Source organism: Alginatibacterium sediminis (assembly GCF_003610775.1).
GTDB lineage: Bacteria > Pseudomonadota > Gammaproteobacteria > Enterobacterales > Celerinatantimonadaceae > Alginatibacterium > Alginatibacterium sediminis.
The window spans coordinates 204,269-222,508 of record NZ_RAQO01000002.1; the positions used below are offsets into that span (position 1 = coordinate 204,269).

19 protein-coding genes and 1 pseudogene are annotated in these 18,240 nt (G+C 44.7%); 9 read left to right on the forward strand and 11 right to left on the reverse strand.

Annotation, left to right across the window (positions count from 1 at the left end; genetic code table 11):
- Window positions 1–62 precede the first annotated feature (62 nt).
- From gpsA to DBZ36_RS02220, 3 genes are read right to left on the reverse strand one after another with little or no spacing between them, the layout of a single operon-like run.
- The gene (gene gpsA / locus DBZ36_RS02210) at window positions 63–1,067 is read right to left on the reverse strand and encodes an NAD(P)H-dependent glycerol-3-phosphate dehydrogenase (protein WP_199711760.1); all 1,005 of its coding nucleotides are present in this window, start codon (window positions 1,065–1,067) and stop codon (window positions 63–65) included.
- 5 nt (window positions 1,068–1,072) lie between these two features.
- Entirely contained in the window at window positions 1,073–1,558 is a 486-nt protein-coding gene (gene secB, locus DBZ36_RS02215; protein ID WP_120353288.1) for a protein-export chaperone SecB, read from the reverse strand.
- A 51-nt stretch (window positions 1,559–1,609) separates the two neighbouring features.
- On the reverse strand, window positions 1,610–2,041 hold the full coding sequence (locus DBZ36_RS02220) for a rhodanese-like domain-containing protein (RefSeq protein WP_120353289.1): 432 nt from the start codon (window positions 2,039–2,041) through the stop codon (window positions 1,610–1,612).
- Between the two features lie 304 nt (window positions 2,042–2,345).
- Between DBZ36_RS02220 and gpmM the strand changes: the two genes are divergently transcribed.
- The 6 genes from gpmM to DBZ36_RS02250 all read left to right on the forward strand — a co-directional run bounded on the left by gpmM (window position 2,346) and on the right by DBZ36_RS02250 (window position 7,203).
- Window positions 2,346–3,875: a 2,3-bisphosphoglycerate-independent phosphoglycerate mutase gene (gpmM, locus tag DBZ36_RS02225; protein WP_120353290.1), complete on the forward strand. Its 1,530-nt coding sequence runs from the start codon at window positions 2,346–2,348 to the stop codon at window positions 3,873–3,875.
- 142 nt (window positions 3,876–4,017) lie between these two features.
- The gene (locus tag DBZ36_RS02230) at window positions 4,018–5,142 is read left to right on the forward strand and encodes a murein hydrolase activator EnvC family protein (protein ID WP_147394985.1); all 1,125 of its coding nucleotides are present in this window, start codon (window positions 4,018–4,020) and stop codon (window positions 5,140–5,142) included.
- Window positions 5,127–5,939, forward strand: a complete 813-nt coding sequence (locus tag DBZ36_RS02235) for a divergent polysaccharide deacetylase family protein (RefSeq protein ID WP_120353292.1) — start codon at window positions 5,127–5,129, stop codon at window positions 5,937–5,939. The genes DBZ36_RS02230 and DBZ36_RS02235 overlap by 16 nt, the downstream gene beginning before the upstream one ends.
- A gap of 47 nt (window positions 5,940–5,986) precedes the next feature.
- Window positions 5,987–6,220, forward strand: coding sequence for a YkgJ family cysteine cluster protein (locus tag DBZ36_RS20670; RefSeq protein ID WP_120353293.1), 234 nt, complete (start codon window positions 5,987–5,989; stop codon window positions 6,218–6,220).
- A 147-nt stretch (window positions 6,221–6,367) separates the two neighbouring features.
- Complete coding sequence (locus DBZ36_RS02245; protein WP_120353294.1) at window positions 6,368–6,802, forward strand: hypothetical protein; 435 nt, start codon at window positions 6,368–6,370, stop codon at window positions 6,800–6,802.
- A 17-nt stretch (window positions 6,803–6,819) separates the two neighbouring features.
- Entirely contained in the window at window positions 6,820–7,203 is a 384-nt protein-coding gene (locus DBZ36_RS02250; protein ID WP_120353295.1) for an acetyl-CoA sensor PanZ family protein, read from the forward strand.
- Between the two features lie 19 nt (window positions 7,204–7,222).
- On the opposite strand, the gene glpX is transcribed toward DBZ36_RS02250, so the two are convergent.
- Together glpX and DBZ36_RS02260 are read right to left on the reverse strand one after the other, a co-directional pair.
- A complete protein-coding gene (gene glpX / locus DBZ36_RS02255) occupies window positions 7,223–8,230 on the reverse strand; it encodes a class II fructose-bisphosphatase (RefSeq protein ID WP_120353296.1) in 1,008 nt (335 codons plus the stop codon).
- A 163-nt stretch (window positions 8,231–8,393) separates the two neighbouring features.
- The gene (locus DBZ36_RS02260; RefSeq protein WP_120353297.1) at window positions 8,394–8,981 is read right to left on the reverse strand and encodes a DUF4202 domain-containing protein; all 588 of its coding nucleotides are present in this window, start codon (window positions 8,979–8,981) and stop codon (window positions 8,394–8,396) included.
- A gap of 187 nt (window positions 8,982–9,168) precedes the next feature.
- Between DBZ36_RS02260 and ald the strand changes: the two genes are divergently transcribed.
- A complete protein-coding gene (gene ald / locus DBZ36_RS02265; RefSeq protein ID WP_120353298.1) occupies window positions 9,169–10,284 on the forward strand; it encodes an alanine dehydrogenase in 1,116 nt (371 codons plus the stop codon).
- Window positions 10,285–10,316: 32 nt separating this feature from the next.
- Here the strand turns inward: ald and DBZ36_RS02270 are convergent, their stop codons facing one another.
- Window positions 10,317–10,808, reverse strand: coding sequence for a DUF4357 domain-containing protein (locus DBZ36_RS02270; RefSeq protein ID WP_120353299.1), 492 nt, complete (start codon window positions 10,806–10,808; stop codon window positions 10,317–10,319).
- Between the two features lie 69 nt (window positions 10,809–10,877).
- Window positions 10,878–11,732: an RNA polymerase sigma factor RpoH gene (gene rpoH / locus DBZ36_RS02275; RefSeq protein ID WP_120353300.1), complete on the reverse strand. Its 855-nt coding sequence runs from the start codon at window positions 11,730–11,732 to the stop codon at window positions 10,878–10,880.
- Window positions 11,733–12,109: 377 nt separating this feature from the next.
- On the opposite strand from rpoH, the gene nirB reads away from it, so the two are divergent.
- Complete coding sequence (nirB, locus tag DBZ36_RS02280) at window positions 12,110–14,644, forward strand: nitrite reductase large subunit NirB (protein WP_120353301.1); 2,535 nt, start codon at window positions 12,110–12,112, stop codon at window positions 14,642–14,644.
- Between the two features lie 10 nt (window positions 14,645–14,654).
- Window positions 14,655–15,008 carry a nitrite reductase small subunit NirD gene (gene nirD, locus DBZ36_RS02285; RefSeq protein ID WP_120353302.1) on the forward strand — a complete coding sequence of 118 codons (354 nt, stop codon included), beginning with the start codon at window positions 14,655–14,657 and terminating at the stop codon, window positions 15,006–15,008.
- 59 nt (window positions 15,009–15,067) lie between these two features.
- Here nirD and DBZ36_RS02290 read toward each other — a convergent pair whose 3' ends face one another.
- From DBZ36_RS02290 to ftsY, 4 genes and pseudogenes are all read right to left on the reverse strand, one after another.
- Window positions 15,068–15,583: a GNAT family N-acetyltransferase gene (locus tag DBZ36_RS02290; protein ID WP_158589009.1), complete on the reverse strand. Its 516-nt coding sequence runs from the start codon at window positions 15,581–15,583 to the stop codon at window positions 15,068–15,070.
- 13 nt (window positions 15,584–15,596) lie between these two features.
- Window positions 15,597–16,547: a permease-like cell division protein FtsX gene (gene ftsX / locus DBZ36_RS02295; protein WP_120353304.1), complete on the reverse strand. Its 951-nt coding sequence runs from the start codon at window positions 16,545–16,547 to the stop codon at window positions 15,597–15,599.
- Window positions 16,547–17,224 carry a cell division ATP-binding protein FtsE gene (gene ftsE / locus DBZ36_RS02300; RefSeq protein WP_120353305.1) on the reverse strand — a complete coding sequence of 226 codons (678 nt, stop codon included), beginning with the start codon at window positions 17,222–17,224 and terminating at the stop codon, window positions 16,547–16,549. Before ftsE ends, ftsX begins: the two co-directional genes overlap by 1 nt.
- A 12-nt stretch (window positions 17,225–17,236) precedes the next feature.
- Window positions 17,237–18,217: pseudogene (ftsY, locus tag DBZ36_RS02305) on the reverse strand (signal recognition particle-docking protein FtsY); the annotation flags it as partial.
- Window positions 18,218–18,240 lie beyond the last annotated feature (23 nt).

An 18,240-nucleotide genomic window follows, 5' to 3' on the forward strand; every position in this document is an offset into this window, starting at 1 on the left:
CTAACCACATGACAAAAAAAACGCGGCTAAAGCCGCGCAGTTTTATCAATTAAAGAACAAGCTTACTCATCTTTTTGCGAACGAGCCAATAGATCTCTTGCCGCTTCACTGACTGATTTGCCTTGATACAAAACTTGATAGATTTGATCAACAATCGGCATCTCTACCTGATGTTTACGCGCCAATAAATAGACCTCATTGGTATTGCGAAAACCTTCGACCACTTGTCCAATCGACTCTTCAGCCTCTTGAATACTTAAGCCTTTACCTAAAGCTAATCCAAAGCGACGATTTCGACTTTGATTATCAGTACAAGTCAGTACTAAATCACCTAAACACGCCATACCCATAAAGGTTTCATTTTTAGCGCCTAAGGCTAAACCTAAGCGAGTCATCTCAGTAAGGCCGCGAGTAATCAATGCTGTACGGGCATTTGCGCCAAAACCGAGTCCATCAGCAAGGCCCGCACCAATAGCGATAACGTTTTTAACCGCTCCGCCAAGTTGCACCCCAATAATGTCGTCGTTGGTATATACCCTAAAGTGTCGTTCACAATGCAGTGTTTGCGCCAAGTAGCTTACCAACTGTGTGTCTGAAGACGACACTGAAATAGCCGTTGGTAGACCCGCGGCAAGCTCACGTGCAAAGGTAGGTCCGGAAATCACCGCTTGAGAAAAATCATCGCCTAGTACTTCATCGCACACTTGCGATAATAGTTTGCCGCTATTGGCCTCAAGCCCTTTAGTGGCCCAAGCAATAGATGCATTTTTTCGCAAAAACGGCTTTGCTTGTTCAAGCACCATAGCAAATACCGAGCTTGGGACAACGACTAGAACGTGATCAGTCTGGGATAACGCGAGTTGTAAATCATCGCAAAGCTCAAGGCTTTCAGGAAATGGGATCCCTGCTAGAAATTGTTGGTTCTCTCTCGCCTTAGCAAGATTAGCAACGTGCGCGGGCTCGTGCCCCCACAAAATAGTTCTGTGGCCATTGCGAGCAATCGCAATGGCTAAGGCGGTACCGTAGGAGCCGGCTCCTAGTACCACCATTGCGGCATCTTGAGACACAGCCATTAAGCTTGAGTCTCTGCCTCTTTTGCTGCTACTTGTTGTTGAACGTAGTTCGCAAACAAGGCATCAAAGTTAACCGGAGCTAGATTCAATTGTGGGAATGAACCACGCGCAACCAAGTTTGAAACTGACTCGCGAGCATATGGGAACAATATGTTCGGGCAGTATGCATTAATAGCATGCGCAAGTTGCGGCTCAGGTAGGTTACCTAAAGTGAAGATACCGCCTTGCTGGATTTCGCAAAGGAAAGCCGTTTTATCAGCAACTTTGGCCGTTACAGTTAAAGTCAGGACAACTTCATAGATGTTGTCTGCAAGCTTGCTACTGTTAGTATCAAGATCAACTTTAACTTCAGGTTTCCATTCAGCTTGGAAAATCTGTGGAGAGTTAGGCGTTTCAAAAGAAATATCTTTGGTATAGATACGTTGAATCGAGAATTCTACTTGTTGCTGCGCTTCACCAGCGCCATTTTGAACTTCTTCAGCCATGCTAAATAAACCTTCTTAATATGAATATGTACGAGCTCTTAGATCACTCTATTATTTTTTACGAGTTACTGGCAACTTCGACGCTGTCCACTCACCCATGCCACCACTCAAACTATATACGGGTGTAAACCCAGCTTTAACCATGGCTTTACCAGCAGTTCCAGAACGCATTCCGGTTTCGCATACTACGATGGTTGGGGTAGCTTTGAACTTTTCAATAGGAGTAAAGTTATTTGCTTGGATTTGTGTGAGCGGAATGTGATGTGCGCCCGCAATATGCCCTTTTTTAAACTCATCTGCAGTTCGAACATCAATCACAACAGCATCTTGTTTATTGATCAGCATTGTCGCTTCATGATTACTCACCGACTTGACTTTTGAAGTCGCCGATTGAAAAAAGCTGTAGATAATTGCGCCCAAAAGACCGAGCCAGGCAACAGACATCAGCGTGTGGTTGCCGACAAATTCCATTACTTCTTGCATCAAGTATTCCCATCATTTATCAGTTAAAGTTTCGGCCGCAGAGTATACACCGCCTATACCACAATAGCAGCTATTACCGTGGCCACAGCTGATCGAAACTATCATCTTGTGAAGCTAAACCCGCTTATAAGCTTGTAAACCAATGTTAATAGAGCTGCCTCAACCAAATAAATTAGTGGTGATAACAAGTGAGTAGATGATTTATTACAGCAAATTGTGCTGGATCAGGTGAACATTTCCAAAAGTGTAGTAAACTTTCAGTATTATCGCGTTTAACAAAATTTCATACCTTTAGGGAGATATCATGTCTGCGAGCAAAAAAACCTTAGCGCTAATTATTATGGATGGCTGGGGTTATCGTGAAGACAACAGTAACAACGCTGTTGCAAATGCCAAAACCCCCGTCCTAGATGCGCTTTGGGCGAATAATGCAAGCACCTTAATTCAAGCTTCAGGCTATGATGTTGGTTTGCCTGACGGTCAAATGGGGAATTCAGAAGTAGGTCATGTAAACATCGGCGCTGGTCGTGTTGTCTATCAAGACCTCACTCGTATCACCAAAGATATTGCTGAAAAAACCTTCTTTGATAACGCAACTATCTGTGGCGCAGTAGACAAAGCAGTTGCTTCGCAGAAAGCGGTTCACATTATGGGTCTATTTTCACCAGGTGGCGTCCATAGCCACGAAGACCACATGTTGGCTGCGATTGATTTGGCAGCAGCGCGTGGTGCAGAAGAAATTTACATACACGCTTTTCTTGATGGCCGTGACACGCCACCGCGTAGTGCTCAAAATACCATTACCCGTTTTGATGAGAAGTTTGCTCAACTTGGTAAAGGCCGTATCGCATCTATGGTTGGCCGTTACTATGCCATGGATCGAGATAATCGATGGGATCGTGTCCAAGAAGCCTATGACCTATTAACTCTAGGTAAAGGACTTCAGTATGCGAGCGCAACCGAAGCACTTGAAGCTGCTTATGCTAGAGATGAAAATGATGAATTCGTAAAAGCATCAGTTATCGGTGAAAGTGCTGCCACGATAAACGACGGCGATGCACTATTATTTATGAACTTCCGAGCGGACCGTGCTCGCGAAATTACCCGATGCTTTGTTGAACCAACATTTGATGGATTTGAGCGTAGTAAAGTTCCAAATGCTGAGTTTGTCATGTTGACTCAGTACGCTGCAGACATTCCAGCATTAAGTGCCTACCCACCTGAAGACTTAGTAAACACCCTTGGTGAAGTACTAGAAAGCGCGGGTAAAACGCAATTGCGGATCTCTGAGACTGAGAAATATGCGCACGTAACCTTCTTCTTTAATGGCGGCAACGAGGACCCATTCAAAGGTGAAAAGCGAGAGCTTATCCCGTCACCTAAAGTTGCTACCTATGATCTGCAACCAGAAATGAATTCCGAAATGCTGACAGACAAACTAGTCGCAGCGATTAAGAGCGCTGAGTATGATGTGATCATTTGTAACTACCCCAATGGCGATATGGTTGGGCATACTGGCGTTTATGATGCAGCGATTAAAGCTTGCGAAGCTGTAGACCACTCAATTGGGCGCGTTGTAGAGGCTCTCAAAGAGTCAGGTGGTGAATGCCTAATCACAGCCGATCATGGTAATGCGGAGCAAATGGTCGACCCTGAAACTGGCGGCATACATACTGCACATACCAACCTACCGGTTCCATTTATTTATGTTGGCCGCGAAGCCACAGCCGTAGAAGGCGGCAAGCTAAGCGATATTGCTCCGACAATGCTGAATCTAATGGGTATGGAAATTCCAGAGCAAATGACTGGAAAACCACTTATGCTCATTAAATAAATGACTTAAGTAATCATTGTTAAAGGGCCTTCGGGCCCTTTTTTTGTCGCCCAATTTGTCAATTTCTGTAGAATGAAGCCACGCTTTGATTTTCACCGCTGGCAGCCCCTTGTTTCAAATAAAACGATTGAAAAATTTATTCATGGCAAGCTTGTTATTATTTCTATGTTCAGAAGTAATGGCGGCCGCTGATCACAGCCGTCAATTGCTAGAGCTTCGCGCTAAAATGAGTGACCAACAGGGTGATATCGTAAGTCAGCAAAAAACCTTAAATGCTATCCAAGACTTGCTGAAAAAAGATGAACTGGCTCTAGCGAGCAGCAGTAAAAAACTTCGCGAATTACAAAGCGATCTGAAACAAAATAAAGCGACCGAAGCGAAACTCGTCACCGAACAAAGCAACTTAGAAGCTAAGCTCAAAGATCAGTCACTGCAACTTTCCAAATACCTTCGTGCGGCCTATATTGCTGGCGATGCTGAAGCCATAAAATTACTGCTTAAAGGGCAGGATCTGGATCAAATGGAGCGCAACATTACCTATTACCAGTATTTAGGGGAGGCTCGAGTATCGGCAATAAAATTACTACAGCAAAATCATCAAGACTTACTCAAAAATAAGAAAGCCCTCGATAGCCAGAGGCAAAAACTTCAAAAGTTGGTGGTTCAACAGCAGTCGGTTCAAAACTCCAACAAGGCACAACAAGAACAGCGCATGTTAACTCTAAAAGAAATGAACAAAGCGCTTGAAAACGATCAGTTACAAGTTAAAAAATTACTCGCTGATGAACAAAGTCTGCAGCTCCAAATCAACCAAATAATCGAAGAGCAGCAAGTACAATCGACAAGCACTCAGGTTTCAGAGTTTCCGCTTGTGGGATTGGCCAGTTTGAAAGGTAAGTTAAACCCACCGACCAAGGGTAAGGTTTTGCATTCATACGGCAGCAATAGCCAAGGAAGTAATACTTGGAAAGGTATCGTATTCGATGCTCATCCCGGGCAAGATGTGCTAAGTATCGCTGATGGTAAAGTTGTATTTTCAAATTGGATGCGTGGCTACGGTTTAGTGATAGCCATTGACCATGGCAAAGAATATATGAGCATGTACGGCTATAACCAATCACTTCAGCACAATGTAGGCGATTTTGTGCGAGCTGGGGATTTAATAGCGAAAGCTGGTAACAGCGGCGGTCAACAGACTAATTCCCTATATTTTCAAATGCGCTACAAAGGAAAAACGGAAAATCCTAAACGATGGTTAAAACCTTAATTTTTCTAACAAGCCTTGTGCTTGCACCTTTTAGTTTCGCAGCCCAGCTAAATATAATTATTGATGATTTGGGGCATTCCAATAGCGATTTCGAATGGCTCGGCTTACCAACTGAGATTACTTTCTCTATTTTACCTGGTCGGCATTATTCCCAAGCCTTAGCGCAAGCTGCGTATGAACAAGAGCGCGATATCATGCTACATATGCCGATGCAGGCGCTTGATGGTTCAGCCCTTGGCGAACATGGCCTTGAGCAACACCACAATGAGATCCAGATAAAAAGTAATCTTCTTGAAGCATTGCAGGGTCTGCCACAGGCCGTCGGTATAAACAATCACAAAGGAAGCTTGTTAACTGGTGACGCGCAGGCCATGCTGTGGGTGATGCAAGTGCTTAAGCAGCAACAATTATTTTTTGTCGATAGCCGAACTCACATCGCTACGGTCGCCCAGCAGCAAGCAATTGATTCTAATATCCCTAATTTACGCAGACATATTTTCCTCGACCATGTTGATTCGCTTCCGATGATCAAACAACAGCTACAAAGGGCTATTGCTGCGGCACAACGCAATGGTCATGTTGTTGCTATTGGTCATCCCCGAAGCAATACCTTACTTGCATTGCAACAAATGCAACTACCCGTTTCAGTTGAGCTGGTTTCAACCCAACAATTATTGGCACAGCTGTCCATAGACAATGGCTCTGACCAAACGGAGCGAGGTGAGACAATAGACGATTCAAGTAAACTAGCGTTGGTCTTACCAATACACAACAATAGTGAAACGGTGATCGACTAACTAGCTATGCTACACTACGCGCCTTTTACGCAATTTCAGGAGTTAAAATGGACTGTGTTTTGGGCTGTGGAGCTTGCTGTATAGCCCCGTCAATTAGCTCTTTGAACAAAGCCGCTGGCGTTAGATGTAAGCATTTGAGTTCAGAAAATCTATGTTTAATTTTCGACAAACCCGAAAGACCAGCAGTTTGTAGCCAGTTTAAAGCTTGCGATTGGATCTGTGGTGATGGCCCCAAACAAGCGTTGAAAACTCTAGAACGTTTGGAAATAGAAACAATTTGATCTCCAAGATCTAAAGAAACTAATCTAAACGGTCAGAATTACGTGCAAAATTTCACAAATTAGCTATTTTCAGCTTTTTAGTCTTGGATTTAGGCATCTTTGCAGTTAACCTCAAAATACTATTTTATTTGGTTGTGTTAATTATTCATGAAGCTTCTATCGATCCCCAACTACATCGATCATGACTATTTGCAAGCGATCTCGGTCGACTACCAAGCTATCGTAGATAACTCGACCAGTGCCTGGGCTGACAACAGCTGTCTAAAAAGTGTTAACGGCCAAGAGCTAATGCGTTTGTTTTTAGTCACATACAAATTCTGGAAAAAACGTCATTCAACAGCTCCAAATGCGCCGTCAATCGGAACTGGCAATCAATTCGATCTATTTCCCCTTTTGTGCCAAATAGCATTCACGCTAGAAGAATTGGCGCGTTTTGACATTTCTTATAACGACCAAAAGCTGCAACTAACCCTAAATACTTCGGTTGAAACTCTTGTCGAGTATTTAGAATTATACGCAGAGCTGCGCATTGAGATTAAAAATCTTGAGCTCGGTAGCTATGCCAAGCAGCAGGCCGTTTAGTTAGCCGCGGATTAAACATGCGTTTATCAACCTATCAAGTAACACAAGTTAGCGAACAGCTAATTAATGACCTGCAAGCCTTCGACTCAAAACTTAAGCCTAAACAGATTGTTGAACGTATTGAGAACAGCAATGGGCTGTTATTGTGCGCCACTTTTAATCAGCGCCATGTGGCCTATACTTGGGCAGAAAAAAATGGAGTAGTGCTTGAACTACTTGAGTTTGAAGTTCGTGATATTACCCGTCGTCGCGGTGTAGGCGTGTTTCTGTTTCAACAGTTGGCGGGGCTTGCTAAACAGCAACAATTCGAAAGTTTGCGCTTTCCAGAAACACAAAGCCCAGCAACACTGGGCTTTTACAGACATTTAGGCATTGTTCCTATGCAAGACTACAAGCTATAGCAACAATGTAGGGTTTAAGCTAAACGACTAACTCACGTAATTCACTATCTTTACGATCAAGGTAGTGAGTTGACTGAATCTTTCGGATAGTTCGGGTTTTACCACGAATCAACAAGGTCTCTGTGGTCGCAATGTCGCCTTGACGCACAATCCCTTCAAGTAAGTCTCCCTTAGTGATCCCTGTTGCTGCAAAAATAACATTGTCGTTTTTGGCCATATCTTCAAGTAGTAGCTTTTGATTGACTTCAATGGACTGTTCTTTACAACGTCGGATTTCGTCCGCTGCGAGAACTTTGTTTTCGTCACTGCTTCCTTTAACCAAATCACGTGGTAGTAAGCGCCCCTGCATATCACCACCTAATGCGCGAATAACAGCGGCCGAAATTACTCCTTCAGGAGCACCGCCTATACAATACATGACATCAACATTATTTAGAGGCATACAGGTCAGTATTGAAGCTGCAACATCACCATCTGGAATTGCGAATACCCGTACGCCCCATTCTTGCATTTGGGCAATAATGTCGTCGTGACGCGGCTTAGCCAAGGTAATCACAGTCAACTCAGTTAGGGGTTTATTGCTAGCTTTAGCTACAATTTCTAGGTTTTGTTTAAGGCTCAGATCCAAATCAATTTTGCCTTTCGCCGCCGGACCCACAACTAATTTTTCCATATACATATCGGGGGCACGCAAAAAGGTATCTTTTTCACCGACCGCTAATACAGCTAAAGCATTATTTTGCCCCATAGCCGTCATGCGAGTCCCTTCGATAGGGTCAACCGCAATATCGACACTGTCGCCTCCGATACCCACTTTTTCGCCAATATAAAGCATTGGCGCATCATCTATTTCGCCTTCACCAATGACAATCTCACCATCAATGTCAATTTGATTGAGCATAAATCGCATGGCTTCTACCGCTGCCTGATCCGCTTTGTTCTTGTCACCTCGACCTAGCCAGCGATGACCAGCCAAAGCCGCAGCTTCTGTCACACGGGAAAATTGGAATGCGAGTTCTCGTTTCATTATCTACTCAACCTATAGTTTGAAGCTTGGACGGGCTTAACCAACACCACACGGGGCGGCATTGGTTAGTTCAAAATCGTGGCATATTATAGCAGATGAGAACTCAACAGAGGTAAATTTCAGCGTCTCTGTAAGTGATTGAGATAAGGGTGCAAGGCAGAAGTTAGGCTAAGGCTTCAAGCAAGACTGACTTTAACTCAGCCGCTAGCTCGAGTTCCAAAATCGAAGCATGCCCTTTATCTGACATCTTGTTCCAAGTCTTTGCAATGATAGACAGCAACTTGTCTTTATCATGCTTCGCAGCAAAATCGCTTAAGTAGTGTTTTACAAACACAATGCATATCACATCTTCAAGACACTGAACTTCTGCGTCTTTATTTAGCCGCTCTTTACGCAATAGTTGTGCTATTCGTTGCTGCTGTGATGACTCAACGTGATGCTTCTCTAATATTTCTTGGCATAATTGCGCATGCTTTTTACCAAGGTCTTTGCGCCAATTTAGGTACCCAGCTTTACCTTGAGGATAATCACTGCGTGCAGAAAGCCAGCGCCCCATGTGTTGAGCTCGGGCGGCAATTTGTAACTCAGGACTAGCATTAGGTTCAAAATCGCTTAGTACTTGCGTCATTCGCTGACTATAGAGTACTTCCTTGGAAAGCCACTGCCCTATCTCGTTGCATTCCTTATTTGGGTCGTCTTCATTAAAAAAATCAATATCTGAAATTACCCGTTCCAAAGTCGTTTGTTGCATTTTTGTTGCCCTTTAAATGATTTCCTTTTGCTAAGCTGAAGCTTCTCAGAATTTAGTTTCAAATGCACCCTTAAGTGGCAGTGCATGCACCTATCTATCACTTGATCGGCATTCGCTTTGTGCTAATAATATAGCCACAGACTAGCGTAACGCGCTGGATTAACCTTATTAGATGGAGATAATGACTATGATTATTGGCGTACCTAAGGAAATAAAAAATCACGAGTACCGGGTCGGAATGACACCGGCAAGTGTCTATGAACTATGCCAACATGGTCATCAGCTATTGGTTGAGACACAGGCCGGCGTTGGCATTGGTTTTAGCGACCAAGATTATCAAGATGTGGGTGCTACCATCGTCACAAACGCTGCCGATGTGTTCGCTCAAGCGGATATGATAGTAAAAGTAAAAGAACCACAAGCCGTTGAACGAGCACTACTAAGACATGATCAAATTCTATTTACTTACCTGCACCTCGCGCCCGATTTACCACAAACTGAAGATCTTATTAAATCTGGTGCTGTATGCATCGCCTATGAAACGGTAACCAGCGCACGCGGCGGTCTTCCATTACTTGCGCCGATGTCGGAAGTTGCAGGCCGTATGTCTATCCAAGCTGGAGCAATGGCACTTGAAAAATCTAAGCAAGGTCGAGGAGTACTGCTGGGTGGAGTACCTGGAGTCGAGCCAGCAAAAGTCGTTATTCTAGGCGGTGGAATGGTTGGACGTAACGCAGCACAAATGGCGGTTGGAATGGGGGCGAATGTAAGCGTACTTGACCGAAATGTCGATGTACTTCGCCAACTAGACGCCGATTTCCGTGGTCAATTGCAAACTATCTATTCAAGTAGCGCCAGTGTTGAAGAACAAGTGAGCACAGCAGATTTGGTGATTGGCGGCGTACTACTGCCCGGTGCGGCAGCTCCCAAGCTGATTACCCGTGCAATGCTTAGCAAAATGAAACCCGGAGCTGCGATTGTAGATGTCGCTATTGACCAAGGCGGTTGCGCTGAAACATCAAAGGCAACGACGCATCAAGACCCAATCTACATTGTGGACGGCATTGTTCACTATTGTGTAGCCAACATGCCTGGTGGTGTCGCGAGAACGGCAACCATGGCCCTAAACAATGCAACACTTCCTTACATCGTTACATTAGCCAACAAAGGTTATCGCCAAGCCTTGCTTGATGATGAGCATCTACGTAATGGTTTGAATGTCATGCACGGTAAATTATGTTGTGAAGAGGTGGCCCAAGCACTGCAATTGGACTACGTAACCAGCGAAACCCTACTGAACTAGGTAGCCCATTACTTATAGGCGAAAAAGGCTCTTTAAGAGCCTTTTTTTTGTCCATAGCCTCGTTGTTTTAGACTACGTCCCCAGTGATCCTGCCAAGCATCGAGGCCAGAGCGAGCATTGCTAGCCACTAAGCAAGCAGCGGCGCTGGGACTAGCAAATGCATAGTCTCGCATAAACTGAAGTCGCTCATCGTCAAGCTTAACCAAAACGTGCTCTTCAACCAGCTTATTTCGAAGCTGCAAAATGCTGGGCCGCAATGAATCCGCGTTGCCTAAAGCAATCGTAGAGCCTTTTACAATGGTGAAGCCGGGCTTACTTTTCTTGCCTTGCGGAAAACCCCACGCTTTAACGTGTTTTACCTTAAAGCTAAAATCGGCGCTGGGTTCGGGTTCAGGTTGATTGCTAATCAATGATTTTAAAGCGATTAACTGTTGATAGAGATCGATAGGAATGATGGCAGCAGACTTATTGCCATCATTATCAATAATAAAACTAACTTTGTTTAAATCGAGAGGATCGTCCATGAGCCAAAATTATAACTTAGTAAAAGACTAAAATTAGCATAGCTAGCAAAAAAATTCTGCTAAACCTGCCTAATTATACATCTGTGCTTTCAGTTTTTTCATCGCGTTCTTCTCTAACTGGCGAATTCGCTCTGCAGAAACGCCGTATTGCTCTGCTAATTCCTGCAAGGTTGACTTGTTTTCATCTAACCAGCGGCGCGTCACAATATGAGCACTGCGCTCATCAAGCGTTTCTATAGCAGCTTTAAGTTTACGATTGGAGTTATCATCCCAGTCTTGTGCTTCAACACCAGCAGCAAGATCAGAGCTTTTGTCTTCTAAAAACTGAACAGGAGCAAAGCCACCGCCTTCGCGTTCATCATCGTCATTGGCAAGATCGAAGGCTTGGTCTTGAGCGCTCATTCGCGACTCCATCTCAAGTACATCTTTAACACTGACGTTTAGTTCGCTAGCAACTGTATGCACTTCTTCTTGTGTGAACCAGCCTAATCTTTTTTTATTCTTACGAAGATTAAAGAACAGTTTGCGCTGTGCTTTGGTTGTTGCCACTTTTACCATGCGCCAATTACGTAAGACATATTCATGGATCTCAGCTTTAATCCAATGTACTGCAAACGAAACAAGACGTACGCCTACAGTCGGGTTGAAGCGTTTAACCGCTTTCATTAAACCAACATTACCTTCTTGGATAAGATCTGCTTGTGGCAGACCGTAGCCGGCATAATTTTTAGCCACATGCACAACGAAGCGAAGATGCGACATAACCATCTCTCTTGCTGCGCTCACATCTCCATCATCAAATAACATATGTCCGAGCTCAAGCTCTCGCTCTGGCGTTAGCATATCAATTTGATTGACGGCTTGAATGTAGGCCTCAATGCTCCCTTGAGGGACCAAAGACATAGACTCAATGTTGTGGTTCATAATTACCCCATAAAAAATTCAAGAAGCGAGTGTAGCACAAGCGCAATAATAGATTGAAGTTTGAAATCCAAATTTACAGGTCTTTACGAATGGTAATCCTGCTATGTGTGATTATAGGCCACGATATCAATTCGTGAACTGTAGTTTTTACGATTAAAATTGATGTAAGGATCAACACCAATAGCACTTGTAAGGTGCGAAATCGATCCACGCTAGTGCAAGCTATAACCTAAGGAGTAGTAATTCGCTACACTTTGGATTCCGACGAAATATTTCTAACCAATTGTTAAATAAGGATTAATTTAATTTATGTGAACCAGATCTTACTCTGGCATTGGCTTTGCGTACTTAATCATAATGATTTTAGGGAGAAAGCCATGAAAAAAATTATCGTCGTTGGCAATGGCATGGTTGGCCATCACTTCATCGATCAATTACTTGCTAGTGACAGCGAGTTTGAGATAACCACTTTTAGTGAAGAAGCGCACTTAGCTTACGATCGCGTGCATTTGAGCAGCTACTTTACCGACAATAGCGTCGAAGCACTGATGCTTACAAATGAGCAATACTACGATGACAATGGGGTTCGCTATTTAGTGAATGATCGAGTTGTTGCCATTGATAAAACCCTAAAATGTATCCATACCCAAAATGGCGTAACTGCATCGTATGATAGCCTAGTTATTGCCACCGGTTCATTTCCATTTGTTCCCCCTATACCTGGCAATGACAATGAGCATTGCCATGTATATCGTACCATTGAAGATTTAGATGCTATTCGCAACAGCGCCAAAGACGCACAAATAGGCGTCGTCGTCGGGGGAGGTTTATTAGGTCTCGAAGCTGGCAAGGCTTTGGTCGATTTAGGACTAAAAACCCACGTAGTCGAATTTGCTCCGCGCTTGATGGCGGTGCAGCTTTGCAGTGAAGGGGGTGGATTGCTTCGCGGTAAAATCGAAGAGCTAGGCGTAGAAGTTCACACCGAGAAGAACACCCAAAGTATTACCCAAGGCGAAAGCTGCCGCTACCGAATGAATTTTGCAGATGGCAGCTTCTTAGAAACCGATCTGATTTTATTTTCTGCGGGTATCCGACCTCAAGACAAGCTGGCTCGCGATTCTCAAATTGAAATTGGAGAACGCGGCGGCATAGTGATTAACGATTATTGTCAGACCAGCGAGCCAGACATTTACGCGATTGGTGAATGTGCTTTATGGCAAGGCAAGATTTTTGGTCTTGTCGCACCAGGCTACAGCATGGCAAAAGTTGCCGCAAAGCACATTGATGGCCATATCGATAAGCAATTCCTTGGTGCAGATATGAGTACCAAGCTTAAGCTATTAGGTGTGGATGTAGCTAGCATTGGAGACGCACATGGCGTAAGCGACGGCTGTAAAACCTATCAGTTTTTAGATGGCGTAAACGGCGTCTACAAAAAACTGGTCGTCAATTCGTCTGGTGATCGTTTGTTAGGTGCAATAATGGTTGGAGATGCCAGCGACTATGGTCAGTGGCTACAACTGTATTTAAACGATATGCCTTTAAGCCAAGGCCCAGAGTATTTACTGCTCCCTGACGCCGACGAAGGCTCATCTAGCTCAGCAATGGGTGTTGATGCACTACCAGACTCAGCAAGTATTTGTTCTTGTTTTGATGTTACTAAAGGCCAGATCCGTGAAGCGGTTCAAGCTGGCGCTTGCAGTATGGCGGATATTAAATCATGCACTAAAGCCAGCACAGGTTGTGGTGGTTGTAGCGCCCTCACAACTCAAGTACTCAATAGCGAGTTGGAAAAACAAGGCGTTGAAGTTAGCACCGACATCTGCGCGCATTTTGCCTATTCACGTCAAGAACTGTTCGACATTATTAGAGTGAAAAAGATCCAATCCTATGACGCTCTATTAAGTGAATATGGTAGCGGGGGTGGGTGTGAAATTTGTAAGCCAGCAGTCGGTTCAATTTTGGCGTCCTTATGGAACGATTATGTCTTAGATGACGCCCATATCGGTTTACAAGACACCAATGATATTTTCCTAGGTAACATGCAAAAAGATGGTACCTACTCGGTTGTACCTCGCGTACCTGGTGGAGAAATTACCCCAGATAAGTTGATTGCAATTGGCCAAGTCGCAAAGCAATTCGACCTTTATACCAAGGTAACCGGCGGTCAAAGGATCGATTTGTTCGGTGCCCAGTTGCATGAATTACCGATCATTTGGCAACAGCTTATAGATGCCGGCTTTGAAACCGGTCACGCTTATGGCAAATCCCTACGAACCGTTAAATCCTGTGTGGGTTCAACTTGGTGCCGCTTTGGTGTGCAAGATAGTGTTGGCATGGCCATTGATTTGGAAAATCGCTACAAGGGCCTTCGCGCCCCCCACAAAATCAAGTTTGGCGTCTCAGGCTGTACCCGCGAATGTGCGGAAGCTCAAAGTAAAGACATTGGCATTATTGCAACAGAAAATGGCTGGGGGCTTTACGTTTGCGGTAACGGCGGCATGCGCCCACGTCACGCAGACCTCTTTGCCACTGATCTTGATGACCAAACCTTGGTCAAATACATTGACCGCGTACTTATGTTCTATGTACGAACCGCTGATCGCCTGCAACGAACCTCAGTTTGGATGGAAAATCTCGATGGTGGTTTGGACTACTTAAAGGAAGTCGTGATCGACGACAAATTAAACATAGCTGCCGAACTTGAGTCTGACATGCAAAATGTTGTTGCAAACTACCAGTGTGAGTGGAAAACCACCATCAATGACGAAAAGCGCCTACAACGCTTTAAACAGTTTATTAATACCGATGAACTCGACAGCAACATCAGTTACGTCAGAGAGCGCGGACAGCGCCGTCCGGCAACTGAAGTAGAAAAAATTTCAACCATCGAACTTGTCACTGAGGCTTAAGGAGCAGATCATGAGTCAATTAACATCGAACGACGGGCAACCAAACTGGGTGAAAGTGGCTGATAAGTCGCAACTATTTCCTAATACTGGGGTCTGTGCTCTCGTCAATCAGCAGCAAATCGCTATTTTTTGGGATCAGCATAAAGACCAGCTGTTTGCAGTAAGCAATTACTGCCCGTTTAGCAAAGCTAACGTGCTTTCACGCGGCTTGATTGGAGACTATCAAGGGCAAAGTATGCTTGCTGCTCCAACCTATAAGCAGCGGTTTAACTTAGAAACGGGTGAATGCTTCGATGACGAGCACGTATCAATCGCCGTCTACCCAATTAAAGAAAGTAATGGCGAAATTTTGATTGCGGCCTAAGTAGCCAACTTGCAAAATCCAAAAGGCTGCTAGTGTGCAGCCTTTTTTATACGCGCAATTTAATCAGAATTTGGATTAAGCAACGCGCTTAAAATATGATCTTGCCAGCGTCCGTCGATCTTTAAATACTTGAGCGCAGTCCCTTCACGCTTAAAGCCAACACTCGCGAGTAGACGTTCCGAACGGGTATTGCGCGGCATGTAATTAGCCATAACACGATTAAGCTTTAGTACTTCAAAAGCATGCGTACAGCTATACTCAACCAGTTGCTTACCGATCCCCTTACCTTGCGATTGTCCGTCGACCGAATAGCCTAAGTAACAGGCTTTGAATGGTCCATGAATAACTCCTGAGAGATTGGCTAATCCCAGCATGTTATCTTGTTCAAGCCAGATGAAGTGTGCTTCTAGTCCTTGCTCTTGGCCAGAGCACCAAGCCTCAAGACGCTGTTGCCAGCTTTTCAAATTGTGGTAGTTCGCCTCGCGTTGAGGCTCCCATGTTTTTAGATGATGTGCATTGCGTTGATAATAATCAACAAAGCGTGGAGCATCTGCTTGGGTAACTAATCGTATCACTTCGAATAATCCATTACTTCGGTTCAATCAGACGTATATTTCGGCGAACTGACCACCACGAGGCAAGCAGTGATACACCAAGTGCGGAGATCATCAACAGCAAAAATTCTTGGGCACTTTGTCCTAGTAATGTGAGCTGCTGACCAAAAGCTAAACCTAACTGAGATAGCGCATATTCGCACCAGAACAGCATCAAGTTACATAGAACCCAAGCCAATAAACCGCCGGTTAAGCCTATCCAAAACCCGGTATAAAGAAACGGGCGTTGAATAAAACGAGAGCTAGCACCGAGTAATTTCATCACTTCAATTTCGTCACGGCGGCTGAGTATATTTAAACGAAGCGTATTACTAATAATCAACACGACCGCGGCCACCAGCAGCACAATGAGAAACAAGGCGCTCTGGCTAAACATCGCCCGTAAGGCATCAAGTCGCTCCAACCACTCCAAATCTAGCTTAGCTTGTTCAACCCAAGGGGCTTGCGCTAATTGACTTAACAATTGCTCGGCCTTATCTGCAGATTGCCATGAGCTCGCTAACTGCACCACGATCACATGCGGTAAAGGATTGTCTTCAAGAAGCGACAATACCGAACCAAAACCAGCACGTTGCTGCAGTTGATCCAAACCTTGGTCACGATGAACAAATTGAGTATCGGCCACGCCGCCTTCTGAGCTGAGCTCAAGTTGCCATGCTTTGGCCTCTTTTTCAGTGACGCTTTGTTGTAGGTAGAGTGAGATTTGACTATTACTTTGGATTGAGTCGGTTAAGCGTTGTACGTTTTTGTAGGCTAGTTGCAAAGCGGCCGGCATGCTTAAACACACGCCAATAACGGCGATAGACAGCATTGAACTAAGTGGTGTTCTCCATAATTCGCCCAGACTCGCCAAGGCTTGTTGCAAGTGGCGAACCCAGTACATTTTGAAGCGCTGAGTAAAAGAGACGCGATGCACAGAAGCCATTAGAGTTGCTCCCTTAGTAATCCGTTATGGGCTAGCTGTCCTTGCTTAAGCACCAAGCATGGGTAGCCTCGCTCTTGAATCAAATTCAAGTCATGACTGGCAATTAATACCGTTACCCCTACTTGATTAAACTGTTCGAACAAGCGCATGATTTCCAGCGAAAGTTCTTGGTCCAAATTACCGGTTGGTTCATCAGCAATCAACAGCGCAGGCTTATTCACTACAGCGCGCGCAATACCAACGCGCTGCTGTTCGCCACCAGATAACTCTAAGGGTAAAAAACGAGCTTTATCATGCAAGCCAACTTTATCGAGCGCCGCATGTACACGTTTCGTTATGTCGCTAAGCCCATAGCCATCAATAATCAACGGCAGTGCGACATTATCAAACACCGTTTTATCATTTAACAATTTATAGTCTTGAAAAATAACACCGATTTGACGCCGAAGGTAAGGTACTTGGCTAGCCTTAATCCGGCTAATGTCGCGATTCCCAATAAAAACTTGACCATCGCTGGGGCGTTCTATTGCCGTGATTAATTTAAGCAAGGTGCTTTTCCCTGCGCCAGAATGACCAGTCAGAAAAGCCATCTGACCTTGCTCCAAATTAAAGCTGACCTTCTGTAGTGCGCGGTGGCTACCGGGGTATACCTTGCTCACTTGCTCAAATCGAATCATGTTCGCTTTACCCTATTCGGCTTCTTCGTTTTGACTAAACAAGGCATCGACAAACGCCTTAGACTCAAATGGTCGTAGATCGTCAATACCTTCGCCAACCCCAATATATCGAATAGGGATAGCGAATCGATCGGCCAAAGCAAACATAACCCCACCTTTCGCTGTTCCATCCAGTTTGGTCACAGTGAGACCGGTTAATCCAACTGCTTCATGGAATATTTTGGTTTGACTGACTGCATTTTGACCGGTGCTGGCATCAATGGTAAGCATGACCTCATGCGGTGCATCAGGGTCAACTTTTTTCATGACACGTACAATTTTACTCAACTCATCCATGAGGTGTGCTTTGTTCTGCAAGCGACCGGCGGTATCGGCAATTAATATATCAACATTCTTAGACTTGGCACTTTGCAAGGCATCAAAAATAACCGAGGCGCTATCTGCACCGGTATGTTGGGCAACCACTGGAATGTCATTGCGTTGTCCCCACACTTGCAGTTGTTCAACCGCGGCTGCGCGGAAAGTATCGCCGGCGGCTAACATTACTGACTTACCTTGCTGCTGAAATTGTTTAGCCATTTTGCCAATCGTTGTGGTTTTGCCCACACCATTAACACCAACCATCAATATCACAAAGGGGCCATTACTGCTTTTCACATCGAAGTCAGAGTCGGCTTTTTCAAGCAATTGACACATGTCTTGCTTTAACAACTGATACAAGGATTCTGCATCTTTAAGTTGGCTTCGGCTTGCATGTTCGGTCAGTTGACTAATGATCTTTGTGGTGGTGTCTACACCGACATCGGCAATTAGCAGCTGCTCTTCAAGCTCTTCAAATAGCTCGTCATCAATCTTTTTGTCTTTGAACAAGCTGACAAAGCTATCACCAAAATTCTGTCGGGTTCGTTTAAGACCCGCTTTAAGGCGAGCGAAAAAACCAGGACGTGTGGCGGGCTCTGGCTCTGGCTCTGGCTCTGGCTCTGGCTCTGGCTCTGGCTCTGGCTCTGGCTCTGGCT